This window comes from Desulfogranum mediterraneum DSM 13871, assembly GCF_000429965.1.
Taxonomy (GTDB): Bacteria; Desulfobacterota; Desulfobulbia; order Desulfobulbales; family Desulfobulbaceae; genus Desulfogranum; species Desulfogranum mediterraneum.
In genome coordinates, this window is the sequence record NZ_AUCW01000003.1 from 232,465 (window position 1) to 246,663 (window position 14,199).

Genomic DNA, 14,199 nt, shown 5'->3' on the forward strand with positions numbered 1-14,199 from the left:
AGAAAGGCTCGCTGTCTCCCGAGGACAGCAGAAAAATTACAGAGCTTCAAAGGGAATCGGAAAAAAAATCGAGCAACCGGGGTGACCGCTCAATCACCTGCTCAAAGGATACACCATTTAGCCCGACTCTACCAGCCTGACGCCTGGCCGGCAGGGGTCAGGGGCCAGCCGGCTGCTACACAAGAAAGAGCCACTACCAACCCATCACCCAGGAGATGGTGGCCAATGAGACGGCCATGGGTAAGTATCACTTCTGCCGCCGCTTTAAGCAGTACTTCGGGCTCTCCTTTAAGCCGTACCCCAATCGAAAACGGATCACCGTGGCCAATAGGCTGCTGGCCGAACACGGCTACAGCGTCTCGGACGCCTGTTTCTCGGGGGGCTTCAACGATGCCTCCTATCTTTCCAAAGTATTCGAGGAGGTGAAAGGAAAGCCAGCCAAGCATTACCTGTACTCCAGATAGCGCCTCCCAGGAGGAGAGCAGGGGATGGTCTCCCTTCAAGAGGCGATTACACCATGAAGAAGGTCAGATCGGGAAGGCGCAAAAAAGGGTCAGGTCTACGCTTGACCTTTTGGTAAAGGTCTACCAGGTAACGCAGCTCTGATTGGGACCGTATGTAAAAAGGGGGGAGTGCAGCAGAATGAGGAGAGGTACAGCGATCGGCTGGAAAGTCTGCACTGGGAGAGATGGATCGCGGCCCGGAGGCCAGGATCCGAGCTTGAGCCATAGAAGCCTGGACAAGCCACGGCCTCCGGGTTGCGTTCTTCAGTAATTCTCGGTGATCGCAGAGAGCGCGGACTTCAGGGACACTCTTGGCGATTATTGACATACATTTTCGAGTAGTATACCTTCCCAAGATGGTACAAACCGCAAGAATCGTCGCACCGGAGCATATCAGCAAAGCAGAAGAACAACCAGATAACATTGAGGCGACAGCCACCCGGAGCCATCAAGAACCACCGGGCTGAATTCCTCTTCTTCAAGGTGGCCTCAAGGCTTATCAGCCCCTGGGGATGTACAAAAAGGAGACCGTTCCTTGGCAAGGGATACAGTTTGGCATAGGACCCCAGACAAAGGCAAGGCCCTGATGTTGGCAAAACGCCAACTGGAATTCAACAGCCTGATGCTTCCATTCTATAGCTCGGGCAAGCAAGAACCGATGAATACATTTTTGCGATCTTGCCTGGACAGCCGAATCATTACCATCATGAAAGAGGAGTGATTCAAAGATATCAGCTCAGATCAGGGAGGGTATCCCCTTTTTTATCACAGCTCTCTGCAACAAGCTTTCCGCCGGTTGGAAGCTTGTCTTGAAACCGCCTCACCCCATCTCTACAGCATCCATCAGTTCTTCCTGAAATTTCTCGTCAGCTATCAGTTTAAGGGCCATGGCCCTGCAAAATCCTGCTGGTAAAGAAGTCGTATCCGGTGACGCCACATCAACGGAGATCTCGCCTTCTTGGTCAATGGTCAGGATGAGTGCTGCTTGATTTTCGTTCAGTTCCATATCTGCGTCCAACGCCATTTTTGGTTATATCAGAATTTCCCAGAAGGGCTTAACAGGCGCCCTCCCAGACAACAAGGTTGGGAGTAAGGTCGCCTGTTCAAAGGTTCAGGAACTCCTGAACCTTTTTTGATCCCAGACACGCTTCAGCCGATCGCTGCTCAGGCCGGTGTAGAGTGTACCCTTCGGTCTACTCACCAAGATGGAGATGCCGGGGTGCTTCATGGTTCCTCAAGACTGGATTCCCGCCTGCGCGGGAATGACGACGACAAGGACAGCTCCACCTTCACAGTAGGACCCTACAGTTCAGTGCGTTATCTGGGTAAGAGCCTCTTGCTCACCATGCTCCAGATTGTAATCTATGGATTCTTTTGCCCTCATGCCCGGGGATGCGGCCATCCAGGTCTTTACGATCGTGGCTCATATAATCCCTGGCACCAGGGTCCATTTCGTCTCGATGCCATTGCCTCTGCTCGCCAAGATGGAAACGCCAAGCTGCTTCACGATTCCTCCAGGACTGGATTCCAGCCTGCGGCGGAATAACGACATCTATCCTGACACAGGGGGTAACACAGGGAGCCCCGCGGCTGATGCCTTGGGAGATTCGGCCAGACCCGTTTTTCAAGCTACCCTACGGTTGTTTTCCTGAACCCAGGTGAAGGATGTTGTCCCGGGCAAGCTGCTTGAGTGCCTCATAGCTCTCCTGCTCTCCATCGCCGCCCTGGACCTCACCGGGATCAAACTCGAGCACCCGTTGGTACATCTCCCGGGCCGCGGCCTGGTTGCCCTCCCGCTCGTAGACCACCCCGAGGTTGATGGTGGCATAGGGATTGTCCGGATCAATACGCAGGGCCTGGAGAAAGTAGTCCTTGGCCTGCCGGTTGTCCTTACGCTGCAGTTTGGCAAAACCGATATCCGTCAGGGCCACGGCATGGGCCGGGTCCGGTGTATCGTGGAAGAATCGATCCGGGATGTCGCTGGAGCCGGGCTGGACATACTCCATGATATCACGTTTCTTATAGTAGATCTCGGCAATCTCTGCCGGATTCTCGACGATGTGGGGGGTAATGAAGATAAAGAGGTTGGTCTTGGTCTCCTTATCATTTTTGGATTTAAAGAGCCAACCCAGGAGGGGGATATCCCCTAAGAGCGGTACCTTGTACTCGCCGCTGGTGGTATCCTGCCCGATGATGCCGCCCAGGACCACGGTCTCCTCGTTATGGACCACCACCGTGGTTTCGGCGTTGCGGGTGAAGGTGGTGGGATTACCGTCGTTGAGATTCTTGAGTTTGATCACCTCCACCCCGATCTCCAGGCGGACCACATTGGCCTGGTTGATCTGGGGAGTGATGGTCAGGGTGGTGGCCACATCCTTGTACTCGTAGTTGGTATAGTCCTGCTGGGCCGTGGTGGTGTTGCGGCTGGTGATGTAGGGAACATTCTCCCCGACCTTGATAAAGGCCTTCTTGTTATCGGTGGTCAGGATCTGCGGGGTGGCGATGATGTTGATATCATCGTCCTTCTTATAGGCGTTGATCACCGCCCCCAGGTCGGGGAAGTAGACCCCGCCGATCTCGATCCCCTGCTTGAGCACGCCCAGGGAAAAACCGGCAGGCAATACCGGCGGGGTGGCATTGATGCCCTGGAGTACATTGTAGGGCTTTGCCTCGCTGCCGCTGAAGCCGCTGAAGACCTTACCGGTCTCGTCGGCAAAGGAACCGCCGCCGCCCCACTGGACCCCAATGGCAAAGTCCTTGGTCACCTGGACCTCCATGATCAGGGCCTCCATATAGACCATCCGCCTGGGGATATCCAGCTTCTTGATCACATCCTCCAACACCAGGTACTCCTCCCGCGCGGCGGTGATGATCAGGGAGTTGGTCTCCACATCGGCGACCACCTTGAGGTCTGCGGAGATGGCAGGGGCCTTGGCAGGCTGTTTGCTGCCGGCGCTCTGCTTTGCAGGCAGGTTGGTCAGCACCTTGACCAGCTCTTCGGCATTGGCGTGCTGCAGGTAGTAGACCCGGATATTACCCTCACCTCTGGGACGAGGGGTGTCCAGCTCGTTGAGCAGGTTACGGATCTTCTCGATATGGGAGCGTGGGGCAAAGACGATCAGGGCATTGGTGCGCACATAGGGGATGACCCTGATATTCTGGTTGCGGACCCCCTTAACAGCCCTGCGCACAAAGAGCTGGCCCACCGACTTGGCCACCGCGGTCACATCGGCATGCTCCAAAGGGATGATCTCCAGTTCTTCGCCGATGGAGGGAACATCCACCACCTTGATGATCTCCAGCAACCGCTTGATGTTGGACTGGACATCGGTGATGATCAACACCCCGGACTGGGCATGGGAGATCAGGACCGAGGTCTTGGAGACCAGGGGTGCCAGAATCTTCTTCAGGTCATCGGCATTGGTATGGACCAGGGGGATGATCTGGGTGACTACCCTGTCCTGGGGCGTCTCGGAGCCCTGTTTGAGGATGGTGGCAATACTCTTGGAACGGGCCTGTACAGCGGGCACGATCTTGATGATGGAGCCGCTGGGCACGGTGGTAAAACCATGGACCTCCAAGACCGACTCAAAGACCCGGTAGGCATCCTGCTCGGAGATCTGCGAGGGAGAGATGATGGTGACCTTCCCCTTGACCGCCCGGTCAACGATGAAGTTTTTCCGCGTCAGTTCACTGATATACTTTATAAAGAGGTTGATATCCACATCGTTGAAATCGATGGTGACAAAGCGCTGACTCTGGGCAGCCATCAGCTGACCGGCGCCGTTGCCGCCCAGGCCGATACCACCGGCCAGGAGCAGCATTCCCCAGAATAGTATTCTTCCTAAAAACCTGTTCATCTCTCTCATCCCAACCTGCCAAAGTACGAAGGTTTCCAGCCAAGTTCCTTCGCCGGTTTTCTCTCTTTCCTCTCTGCCAATACCTGCACCACGCCTCCTCCCTGCGACCAGCCAAAGCGATGATCAGTAGGACTCCTCTGTTTCAACGGCTGCCGGCGCATCTTGCTGTTCTTTAGCCTGCTCAGCCTCAGGATCACTCTCCAGGGGTTCCTGGGGTTCCTCAACGCTTTCCACCAGAGCCGGCCGGGGCTGCCGAAAATTAATCCGCCTCCTCGGTCGAATCACGGTGGCTCTTTTTACGGGAGCTGCAAGCCGGGGAGTTCTTCCCCCGTTTGAGGCTGCAGCCGCCCTGGAGGGTGCACCGCCTCCCTCCCGATCCTTGATGGTCAGCACCTCGGTCTTGCCGTTGACCTGGAGGATGACCTTACCCCGGATGATCCGCTGGATGGTCGCCCCCTGGAGGGCATCGCCGATCCGAAAGATATCCTGTCTCTTTTCTTTCTGATCGATGATGATGGCCCGGGCATCGTTCTCGTCTCCGGCTACGGTCCCCAGAAGCACCAGCTTCAGACGGGTCTCCTCCAGATCTGCTGCATCCGGCTCTGTGGTTTTCGTCACCGGCTCGGCCTCCAGCACGGCCTGGAAGATATTGCGCCTGACGATCACCCCATGATCGGGGGGCGACTCCAGAGCCGGAAGCGGAGCGGCTTCCTGGCTTGGAGCCTGCCCGGGTGTAACGGTCACCTTCCCGGAGGCGGGCAGGAGTGCCATCAGCTGCTGCTCCAAACGATCATACCAGAGAAAGACCGCCAGAGCGGAGAGCAGGGCGATAACCGTCATCTTCACCAGAGTCTTTACCATATCAGCCCCCTCCCTCAGGTTGGAGCAGCTCCATCAGCTCTGCCAATCCCGAAAAAACGATCCCAGGCGACTGCAGCGAGCCGCTGATGGTAAAGGAAAGAGGCCCTTTGGCCAGCCGTCTCCGCAGGCCCTCCGCCGTCTGCCGGTCTTCAATATTTTTCAAGAATTCAGGACGAGGCTGAAGCGTACCCCGGATGCTGAGCAGACTCTCTCCCAAGGGCTGCTGCAGTTGCAGCCTGCCCCTGAACTCAGCGGCAAAGAGGCTTGACTCCACCACCCCCTGGCTCAGCTGAAAGGTCCGGCCCTTGCCCTCGATCCGGGCTGCAAGCGAGGTGATGGGCAGCAGGGTATGACCAAAGATCGGCTGCTTGAGCCCCACGACTCCATCAACAAGCTCCAGTTCCAGATCCATGGTCTGCAGGGCCTCTTCCTCTTCGCTGCCGCGGTTGAGGACCAGGCTAAACACCCCGCCCAGCCGTCCCCGGAGTTCCCGCCCCAGGGTCTGCTCAAGGAGTTTGACCCCTCCAAGCTCCAGGGCGGAGAAATGTCCTTCAAGGCGATACTGCCCCAAGAGCTCTCCCCCTTGAAGACGTGCCTCAAGCTCACCCCCAGCCAGCCGGCCGGCAAGCTGCAGGACCGGGCCGCGGGCCCGGAGGCTCTCTCCTGGCAGCGGCCTGAGGAGCAGCTGCTCAACCACCAACAGTTCTCTGCCTCCATTCCTGCCCCTGACAGCAGCCAGTTCCAGGCCACCCAGTTCCAACTGGCCCGGGAAACGCAGGGCCAGCTCCTCCATTTCCAGGGAATAGCCTGGAAACGCGGCCTGGAAGTAGCGGGGGGTCCACTGCCGTAAAAACGCAGCCGGGAAGAGCAACCAGAGCAGCAGGGTCACCACCACCAGGGTGTAGGCCAAGAGGAACGTGGCCCGGCTTGCCCAAGCAATAGCCTTCATCAGCTGCCCTGCTCCACAATTGCATCCACACTGACAATCTGGACCGTCACATCCAGGGTCCCCTCAGCTTTGCTGTTTTCCTGAATCGAGACCCGCCTGATCCCGACGACCTGCCTGGGTGATTCGATTTTTTCTAAAAATGAGACCAACTGGACTATACTGATGGCCTGGAGCTTCATCTCTACAAAACTCTGCTCAAGCAGTTCATTATCCGAGATCTCGGCAGGTTTCATGTAGGCGATATTCCCCTTGACTCCGCTGTCTGCAGCACTGCTCTCGACAAAGGAAAAGAGGCTGAAGCCCTTATCCCGCTGCTCCAGCAGCTTGGCCAGGGATTGATTCTTCCTGCTGAAGTCCTGGTAGCGCTGCTCCAGCTCCACCATCTCGGCCAGCTGTTTTTCACGACTGCTGATGGCCCCCTGCAACCGGCCCCTCTTCTCCAGCAGGGGAAAGAGGAAAAGCTGCAGGAGGACAAAGAGCAGCAGCGCCAGCAGTGCGCAGCTGACCGCGACCTTTTCCCGCTTGGATAACCTGGCCAGCATCAGCCCTCTCCCAGCTCAAGTTGAAGTTCAAAGCGAATCTTGTTGCTCTTCTTATCGGCAGTGGCAGAGACAATCGCAACCGAGCTGTAGTAGGCGGAGGCAGAGAGATGGTTCTTGATGGCATCCACATTGTTAAAGGTGCCCGTAACTCCCCGCATCCGCACCGCCTGTTGATCAATCACCATTCGAGTCACCTGCAGGCTGAGTTCCTCGGGAATGCGGGCGGAGATATCGGCCAACAGGGCCAGTACCTGGCGTTTGCCGGCATAGACGGGAACCGTGGTCTCGGAACGCTCCATCTCCTGGACCGCCACCTTCAACTGCACATAGGGGTCCTGGATACGGGTGGCCCTGGGAAATATCCCTTGATAGAGGGTCGTCATCCGCTGGCGGAGTTCCTGGTTACGACCAGCCAGCTGCCTGTTGCTGACCAGCCCTCCGACGGTCAACACCAGCAGCAACAGCAGCCCCATAACCCCGGCAGACAGCACTTTTTTTCTGGAGGCAAGGAGTCGGCCCCTGGTGGCAAACTCACCGCTGCGAAAGTTATAACTCGCCCTCTTCTCCGGTCCATAGAGCGCCAGAGCCACGGCCCGCTCATGATGGGCGTCAAGCGGGCCAGGGCTGCGCTGGTCCGACTCCAGCCCCAGAAGGGGTCCAAGGTCCAGCTTCTCCGGCACCAGGCCCAGGCCGGACCCGATGAGGGTGCAGAGGGTCGGCTCTTCTCCCACGGTTCCGCCGACGACCAGATCCTCGATCTCCCCTACGCCCGGCCTGTTTTGCCGAAACAGATCAATACTCCGCTGCAGCGCAGGGATCAACTCGGCACAGCACTGCTGTCCGGCTTCCAGACTGACCAGGCGAACCTCTCCCTGTACCAGGGCAAAGGGTGAGTGCAGCTCCAACAGCTCCGGATAGGGCAGGCGGCGGTAGAGGCGACAGCTGCCGTCATAGAGCAGGCCGACGCTGAGGGCGGAAAGATCACCGTGGACCACCAGCAGCCAGCGACTGCCGAAACGGCGACTGACGGCCTCAAACATGGGCAGGACCGAGGGCAGGAGGATCTCCGGATCCAGGCCGTGCTGCTGCAGTTGCCCCAGGAGCAGAGCCAACTCCTTTTTGGGCGTGGCCAGGGCCATAATCTGACTCTCGGCCCCCTGGAGATCGGTCACCTGATAGGAGGTCACCAACTCCTCTATGGGCTGGATCAGCTGGTCATCCAGTTCATAGGGCAGGGCCTGCTCGATCTTCCTCCGCTCCACAAAGGGCAGGGTAAGGTTGCGGACGCTGACCATGGACTGGGGGACCCCGCAGACACAGCGCCCCCCCTGCCACTCCAGTTCGGTCAAGAGTTGCCCCAACGCCTCTCCCAGCGCCTCGGGACCGTCCTGGCGGAGCACGCTGCCCCGGGCAAGGATCTGCGCACGTTTTCCCTGCTGTTCGACCACGACCCCGGAGAGGTAGTGGTCGTTTATGTCGAGACCAAGCGAGTTCTGTGCCATCTGAACCTAGCGCTACTCCCAGTTTATTATTGAACCTTCCAATGGAGGATCTGCTGGGCACCGTTCTCGGCCCGGCTGACCTCCCCGACCCCGGTCCTGCGCCCCTGCTGCTCCCCTGCCGTTACCGTCACCTGAAAACGTCTCCCCACCACCGAGAGCAGTGTTTTGTCCAGGACGATATCACCGGGCAGATCGCTTACCTGTTGGTACCAGGTCGGCTCTGCCAGCGCCTCCCGGTGATCGATCTCCTGCCGATAGCTGATCATGGCCTGGACCATCTCCTCACTGAGCTCCGGGTGGAGCGCCTGGAGGATCGGACCGGGTGCGGTATTCAGGTTAATGGTGCCATCCTCATCGCTGCCTGCCGTGAGATAGCTGCCGATGCCCTCGTGTTGGCCGTCCCCGAAAAAGAGCTTCGGGGTCACCCCCTTGACCAGGAGCAGTTCCTCCCGGTAGAGGACCGGCCCGTTGCGGCTCTCGTAGCCGGGCTCCAGGCCCTGATAGTAGCCCTTTTCCGCCCCATACTCCCGGGTATCGTCATCCTGGTCAAGCCAGTCCAGGATCCCGTCAAGGACCTCCCTGGCGGCCTCGCTCCCCTCCAGACCAAAACGCTCCTGGGCAAGAAAACGCAGCCAGAGCTGGTGGAGGGCCTGCTGCCTGGCCTCCAGCTGCTCCTGGTCCGCCTTGGAGAGCTCCTTTTTTTTCTTGAGCTGGAGGGCATTGATCGCCAGCCTGCCGGAAAGGTCCTCCACCCTGATCAGCAGGGCCTCACGGTCGCTGAGCACCTCGATCCCCTCCTTGCCCAGGGTGGCCCAGCTGTCATGGCCCGAGTCCACCTTGTTCTCCAGCTGGTCACCATAGAGGGCAGCCTGGGCCAGGCTCAGGCCGGAAAGCATCAGGCTCTCCTGCCTGACCATACTGGTCATCACAGCGGCATCCTCCATCTGCCGATCCACGTCGGCCAACAGCTGCACGGTCACGGCCACCAGAAAGCTCACCGTCACCAGGGCGAGCAACAGGGCCACCCCCTCCTGGCCTCCTGGTTGCCAACGGCTAGCCACGGTCCCCATCCCCAAGGTTCTGGGCAGCGGGAATCCAGACGGCCGAACGAAAAACCGCCACCTGCTCCTCTTCCTGATCCAACCAGAACTCGAGGGTCAGAAAAACCGCCCGCGGAAGCTGGGCCGTCTCGTCCTCTTGCTCCTCAGCCTTGCCCCCCTCCCAGGTGTCAATCTTTTGACCATCAGCACCGACATAGGCCAGACTCAGGGAGCGGAGATCTTTACAGAGGACAAAACCACTCCCCTCTGCTCCCTCCTGACCCGGTCGCAGGCGGTGATCGCGACGGAGCAGTCGGAGGCGCTCGGGCTGTTTTTCCTCACTCTCCACCAGATAGGAGATCTCAGCCACTCCCCCCTGCTCTCCATCCGGATCAAAGACCAGGTGGGCCAGCGAGGCAAAGCTCAGGCTGTCGGCGCGCTGACCATCGATCTCCCTGGAGGTGCCGCTGAAGTCGATACCCGGGACGACCAGGGCTGCGGCCAGGTCCTCACTCAGCCGCTGTACCACCACCCTGGCCTGGCGATGGACATCCTTCTGCAGGGCAGTGGCCCCAAGCACCGCAAAGCTGCTCTTCAGGGCCAGGCCGACCATGGAACTGACCACGGCCAGGATCGCCACGGCCAGCAGCACCTCCAGGAGGGTGAAGCCCTGTTCCCGCTTAATCATCACCTGGCTCGATCTCCTTGAAGAGGATGGTCTGCACGGTCAGGGATCGCTCGCTCACCCCTTCCAGGCTGACGGTAAGGTAGACGGACTTCAAGCTCTCATCAACACCGACGATCCCGACATCATCCTCTCCCAGCTCCGTTACCTGGGTCTTCCAGATATACCCTGCAAATTCTTCGCCAAATTCTCCCTGATCCGTGGAAACCTCCTCAAAGGCTTGGAGGCGAAGCTCGGTCAGCTTCTCCTGGGCCAATAAAGCGGCCACACCTTCAAAGCGGGCCACCGTAACCAACGAGATGCTCTGGGACTGCGAACCGATCAGGGTAACCAGGCCGATGGCCAGGATGGCCACGGCGATCATCACCTCCAACAGGGTAAAGCCCCTGGTATGGTCGGAATGGAGAGGGTTCATGGCATGTCAGTGGAAGAGTTCTTTCTCCAGGGGCAGGTAGCCCTGGTGGATGTAGACCCGACTCAAGAAAGGAGAGAGCTCCAGGGTCAACTCCTCGCCCTCCTCATCCTGGAGATGGATCAGGGCCGGCTCCAGGTAGCCCTGGGCAGAGAAAAGCAGGCTGAGAATGCCCACGGACTGGACCCCCTGATAGTAGCGGCCAAAGTCTTTCACCGCGACCTCCTCGGGCAGTTGCAGGCGAGGCAGCGAAGGCTGCTGCTCAGCCGATTCACGCCGCGATGAATCCAGGGGGACCAGGGTGAAGGTCCTCTCCAGAGGCTCGTACCGCAGCTGGTGGGCCTGGGAGGTGCGCACAGCCACCTGGGCGGACTGGCTGATGAGTAGGGTCAGCTTACGGGCACTGCGCTGGAGCGGTGAACCCAGGGTAAAAGAGGAGAGACGCGGCAGGGCAAGGCTGGTGGTCACGGCCAAGAGCACCATCACCAGGAGCAGCTCAAGCAGGGTAAATCCGCGGCTGTCCGGCACAGGGCTCAACCCTTCCCGGGGAACAGCGATAACCAGTGGAGCCTACTCCAGCTCCCAGTTGTTGATATCCGCATCACTCTCTTCACCTCCAGGCTCGTTATCCGGGCCATAACTGAGCAGATCAAAATCACCGTGGAGTCCCGGGCTGAGGTAGATAAACTCATTGCCCCAGGGGTCCTGGGGCACCTTACCCTTTTCAAGATAACCGCCGGAGCGCCATCTCTTGGCCAGGCGGCCCACCGAAGGCGCCTCAACCAGGGCCTGTAGCCCCTGCTCTGTGCTGGGATATTGGCCATTGTCCAGCTTGTACAGCTTCAGGGCCTGCTCAATGGACTGGATCTGGATGGCGGCCTTGGTCCGACGCGCCTCCTCCGGACGATCCATGATCCTGGGCACGATCAGGCCGGCCAGGATACCCAGGATCACCATGACCACCATCAACTCGATCAGGGTGAACCCTGCCTCCCCTGCTCTCACCCGAACACCATATCTTTGTGACATCTACTTCACTCCTGCATAGTTAAAAAAGTGTGATCCTGCTCCTGCCGAGCTGCCCCGGCCCGACCGCTCAGGCCGCCATCCTGCTGCGTACCATCCCAAGGATGAAAAAACCGGTTCCAAGGCTTACCACGGCCGACACCAGGCCCAACTGCAGGGCCAGCCAGGAAAAACCGACCAGCGGCAGGAGCAGCAGGCTGACCAGCAGACGAAGCAGACGGCTGTTGGCTATCTGCTCGGCCAGGGGCGGGGACAAACTATAGTACAACTCCACCAGCTCCTGCCCCAGGCTGCTCTTCAGGAGGAAGGCATCCCTGAAATCCCGGAGTAACCGCACACAGGGGTGGATCAGGGTGCCGTAGGCGGCGGTGGCGATGAAACAGGCATCGGCGGTGCGGAAGACCTGCTGATTGCCGTAAAAGACCGTGCTCCCCACCTGGGCATAGGCCCGCACATGGTAGGTGGTACCAGGCTTCAACTTCTTGAGGATAGAACTGTAACGCCCGATGCCTGAGCCGTCTTCGGTATGCCCCTCCTCTACAAAGTCATCCTCTGTGGAGCTGCCGAACAAGCCCTGGTTGCTGGTGTCGGTGCTGGTACCGTTGGTGCTGGAGGTTGTACCATTTGTGGCATGGGCCGAAGCCACCAGGAAGCTGCCGGCTCCGTTGAGCACCCGTTCCAACACGGCAGCGCTGGTCGCCAGTTTGATGGTAAAGGTTACCGAATCCACGGTTTCCTCCTGATCCGCAGTTTGGCAACGGACAAAGTAGGTATAGGACTGGTCATCGGTGAGGCCGGACAACTGGGCCGAGTGGGAGGTGGCCAGGCCGTCGGGGAACTTGGTGGTGGAGGCAAAGCCGACATCAGTGCCCTGATTGTAGCCGCAGGTGGCCTTCTCCGAGGTGGTCACAGTAAGCGACGGGGTCAGGGTGGTGACCTCGGCATTATCGACCGGGCTGGTGATGGTCACACTCAGGCCGCTGCCCGAGTCACTGCCGCCGCTGGCCTCCTTGAAGACCGGATCCGGGGCAATGCTGAAGACCACACCCCGCTTGGTCACCCCGCTCAGGCCCACCAGGATCTCACCTCCGCTCAAGGCGCCGGTGCGGGTGATCTCGGTGATCGGCTTGGTGGAGATAAAACGGCTGGTCTGACCGTCGGCAGAGGCATCCCTGCTGAGCTGCTGCTCGCTCTGAAGCCGGACCACGGCCATGCTGTCCACGGCATGGCCATCGGTCTGGGTACCGACCACCACCACCCTGCCGTCGGGCAGCACGGCCAGACCGTTGCCCACGGCCTCCTTGCCGGCCAGCTCCACCACCTGTTCTTCAGGCGCCTGGGACTGGGAATCGGGGAGTTCGGCTGCGACAACAGTGGGGACCAGGAAGGAGGAGAGCTGTTCCAGCAGGCAGCCGAGGTGAGCCCTCACCCCCTTGCCGGATCCCAGGGACCACCAGGAGGCGGACGCAAGATCCTCTAAGCGACCAAGGCCGTCCTGCTCCCTGTGCAGCAATGCGCCCTTGCCCAGATAGTCCTGAAAAGAGGCCCTGCTCTTCAACTCTTGCACCTGGATCGTTCCGGCAGCGCCCGCCCGGGAGCTCTCCAGGACACTCAGCGGAGAAACCGAGACCGGTGCATCCTGACGGGCGAGGCCGGCTGCCGAGGCCGCCGGCTGGGGATCATTATCGACGCCGCTCGGCTGGTCATTCAGCTCCAGGGAGACCACGAAGAGTCGACGCACCCCTTCCCGGGTGGAATAGCCGCTGGCCACCAGGGTCGTGCCCCCGGTGGCCTGGACATCGTAGAGGACATCATCTTCAGGGCCACCCTGAAAGAGCAGGTAACCGCCCTGGGAGAAGGAGTGATCGACCTCCCCCTGGCTGGAGAAACGGAAGAGGACCGGATCCCGCTGCCCCTCAAGGCCTGCGGCGCCGGCCAGGTAGAGAGTTCCTGCCGCGTCCTGGGTCAGACCGTAGCCCTCACTGAATGCAAAGGCGGTCGCAGCCGGGGTGAGCCCCTCCACACCAAAATCGGTCTCCAGGCTGCCGTCGGCCTGCAGGCCCACCAGCACCCGGGAGGTGGTCTCCCCGTCCCGGTAGGAACCGGAGAGGACGATCCGGCCGCCCTCCTGGATCAGCACGCCCTGGGCAATGGCGTCCGCACCAATGCCGAAGAGAGCGACCCCCTGTTCCCCGAAGCCCAGATCGGATGAGCCGTCCCTCAAAAAAGCTGCCGCCACCATCACCCGGCCATTGGTTCCATCGGCCACACCGGCGACCACAATCCGATCATCGGGCCCGATTGCCAGGGCCGTGACCTCATCGTGACTGTTGCCAATGGGCAACACCACCACCCCCTCCTGGCCAAAGGAGCGATCGAGTGAGCCATCGTCCAGGTAACAGGCCAGGGCAAAATCACGATCCGTACCGTTAAAACTGTAGCCCCCGGCCACGATCCGACCGTCGCTGAGCAGACCGACCGCCAGGGCCTCGTCATCCTGACGCCCCACGGCGGTGGTTACCCGACCATCCTCATTGAAACTGGGATCAGGACGACCATCGGCAAGCAGGCGCAAGAGGGAGAAATCATGATCAGCGCTGCTGGAAGCGGAGCCGGCAACGATGATCCTGCCGTCGCTCTGCACCACCACATCGTTGGCCCGGGCGCCATAACTCCAGACCAGGTCACCTGCCCTGCCCTGCTCACCAAAAGAACGATCCAGGGTATAGCCGGCCAGGACCGTGTCCCAGCTCAGCAGAAAGGCAACAAGACAAACATAAACAAGGAGCAGCCTGTGTCTGTTCATAGGATTCTACCTG

The 14,199-nt window shown here is 59.7% G+C and carries 13 protein-coding genes and 1 pseudogene; 2 read left to right on the forward strand and 12 right to left on the reverse strand.

Translation table 11 applies throughout. The features are described 5' to 3' along the window. Window positions 1-215 precede the first annotated feature (215 nt). Both G494_RS0101030 and G494_RS28040 read left to right on the forward strand, forming a co-directional pair. On the forward strand, window positions 216-464 hold the full coding sequence (locus tag G494_RS0101030) for a helix-turn-helix transcriptional regulator (protein ID WP_028583021.1): 249 nt from the start codon (window positions 216-218) through the stop codon (window positions 462-464). Between the two features lie 631 nt (window positions 465-1,095). Beyond that, a pseudogene (locus G494_RS28040) lies at window positions 1,096-1,224 on the forward strand (Fic family protein); the annotation flags it as partial. A gap of 99 nt (window positions 1,225-1,323) precedes the next feature. Here the strand turns inward: G494_RS28040 and G494_RS0101040 are convergent. The 12 genes from G494_RS0101040 to G494_RS0101100 form a co-directional block, all read right to left on the reverse strand. After that, window positions 1,324-1,509 (reverse strand): hypothetical protein, encoded by a 186-nt coding sequence (locus G494_RS0101040; RefSeq protein WP_028583023.1) that lies wholly within the window; start codon window positions 1,507-1,509, stop codon window positions 1,324-1,326. Window positions 1,510-2,137: 628 nt separating this feature from the next. Then, window positions 2,138-4,363: a type II secretion system secretin GspD gene (gspD, locus tag G494_RS21335; protein WP_161629914.1), complete on the reverse strand. Its 2,226-nt coding sequence runs from the start codon at window positions 4,361-4,363 to the stop codon at window positions 2,138-2,140. A 123-nt stretch (window positions 4,364-4,486) separates the two neighbouring features. Continuing rightward, window positions 4,487-5,224: a type II secretion system protein N gene (locus tag G494_RS0101055; RefSeq protein ID WP_028583025.1), complete on the reverse strand. Its 738-nt coding sequence runs from the start codon at window positions 5,222-5,224 to the stop codon at window positions 4,487-4,489. A 1-nt stretch (window position 5,225) separates the two neighbouring features. After that, window positions 5,226-6,173, reverse strand: coding sequence for a type II secretion system protein GspN (gene gspN, locus G494_RS0101060; protein WP_028583026.1), 948 nt, complete (start codon window positions 6,171-6,173; stop codon window positions 5,226-5,228). Continuing rightward, on the reverse strand, window positions 6,173-6,715 hold the full coding sequence (gene gspM / locus G494_RS0101065; protein WP_028583027.1) for a type II secretion system protein GspM: 543 nt from the start codon (window positions 6,713-6,715) through the stop codon (window positions 6,173-6,175). Before gspM ends, gspN begins: the two co-directional genes overlap by 1 nt. Then, window positions 6,715-8,217: a type II secretion system protein GspL gene (gene gspL / locus G494_RS0101070; protein ID WP_028583028.1), complete on the reverse strand. Its 1,503-nt coding sequence runs from the start codon at window positions 8,215-8,217 to the stop codon at window positions 6,715-6,717. The genes gspM and gspL overlap by 1 nt, the downstream gene beginning before the upstream one ends. A 26-nt stretch (window positions 8,218-8,243) precedes the next feature. Then, window positions 8,244-9,278 (reverse strand): type II secretion system minor pseudopilin, encoded by a 1,035-nt coding sequence (locus G494_RS0101075; protein ID WP_161629915.1) that lies wholly within the window; start codon window positions 9,276-9,278, stop codon window positions 8,244-8,246. Beyond that, on the reverse strand, window positions 9,271-9,945 hold the full coding sequence (locus tag G494_RS0101080) for a PulJ/GspJ family protein (protein ID WP_028583030.1): 675 nt from the start codon (window positions 9,943-9,945) through the stop codon (window positions 9,271-9,273). The genes G494_RS0101075 and G494_RS0101080 overlap by 8 nt, the downstream gene beginning before the upstream one ends. Then, window positions 9,938-10,357, reverse strand: a complete 420-nt coding sequence (locus G494_RS0101085) for a type IV pilus modification PilV family protein (RefSeq protein ID WP_028583031.1) — start codon at window positions 10,355-10,357, stop codon at window positions 9,938-9,940. Before G494_RS0101085 ends, G494_RS0101080 begins: the two co-directional genes overlap by 8 nt. A gap of 6 nt (window positions 10,358-10,363) precedes the next feature. After that, entirely contained in the window at window positions 10,364-10,882 is a 519-nt protein-coding gene (locus tag G494_RS0101090) for a prepilin-type N-terminal cleavage/methylation domain-containing protein (protein ID WP_028583032.1), read from the reverse strand. Between the two features lie 42 nt (window positions 10,883-10,924). Further along, window positions 10,925-11,383: a type II secretion system major pseudopilin GspG gene (gene gspG / locus G494_RS0101095; protein WP_028583033.1), complete on the reverse strand. Its 459-nt coding sequence runs from the start codon at window positions 11,381-11,383 to the stop codon at window positions 10,925-10,927. A 67-nt stretch (window positions 11,384-11,450) separates the two neighbouring features. Then, window positions 11,451-14,186, reverse strand: a complete 2,736-nt coding sequence (locus G494_RS0101100) for a delta-60 repeat domain-containing protein (RefSeq protein WP_028583034.1) — start codon at window positions 14,184-14,186, stop codon at window positions 11,451-11,453. Window positions 14,187-14,199: the final 13 nt, after the last annotated feature.

Bases quoted from the DNA above. Each gene is read 5' to 3' on its own strand.
- gspG (WP_028583033.1), bottom strand. From the start codon at position 11,383: ATGTCACAAAGATATGGTGTTCGGGTGAGAGCAGGGGAGGCAGGGTTC.
- G494_RS0101040 (WP_028583023.1), bottom strand. From the start codon at position 1,509: ATGGAACTGAACGAAAATCAAGCAGCACTCATCCTGACCATTGACCAA.
- G494_RS0101080 (WP_028583030.1), bottom strand. From the start codon at position 9,945: ATGATTAAGCGGGAACAGGGCTTCACCCTCCTGGAGGTGCTGCTGGCC.
- gspM (WP_028583027.1), bottom strand. From the start codon at position 6,715: ATGCTGGCCAGGTTATCCAAGCGGGAAAAGGTCGCGGTCAGCTGCGCA.
- G494_RS0101085 (WP_028583031.1), bottom strand. From the start codon at position 10,357: ATGAACCCTCTCCATTCCGACCATACCAGGGGCTTTACCCTGTTGGAG.
- G494_RS0101100 (WP_028583034.1), bottom strand. From the start codon at position 14,186: ATGAACAGACACAGGCTGCTCCTTGTTTATGTTTGTCTTGTTGCCTTT.
- gspN (WP_028583026.1), bottom strand. From the start codon at position 6,173: ATGAAGGCTATTGCTTGGGCAAGCCGGGCCACGTTCCTCTTGGCCTAC.
- gspD (WP_161629914.1), bottom strand. From the start codon at position 4,363: ATGAACAGGTTTTTAGGAAGAATACTATTCTGGGGAATGCTGCTCCTG.
- G494_RS0101030 (WP_028583021.1), top strand. From the start codon at position 216: ATGGTGGCCAATGAGACGGCCATGGGTAAGTATCACTTCTGCCGCCGC.
- G494_RS0101055 (WP_028583025.1), bottom strand. From the start codon at position 5,224: ATGGTAAAGACTCTGGTGAAGATGACGGTTATCGCCCTGCTCTCCGCT.
- gspL (WP_028583028.1), bottom strand. From the start codon at position 8,217: ATGGCACAGAACTCGCTTGGTCTCGACATAAACGACCACTACCTCTCC.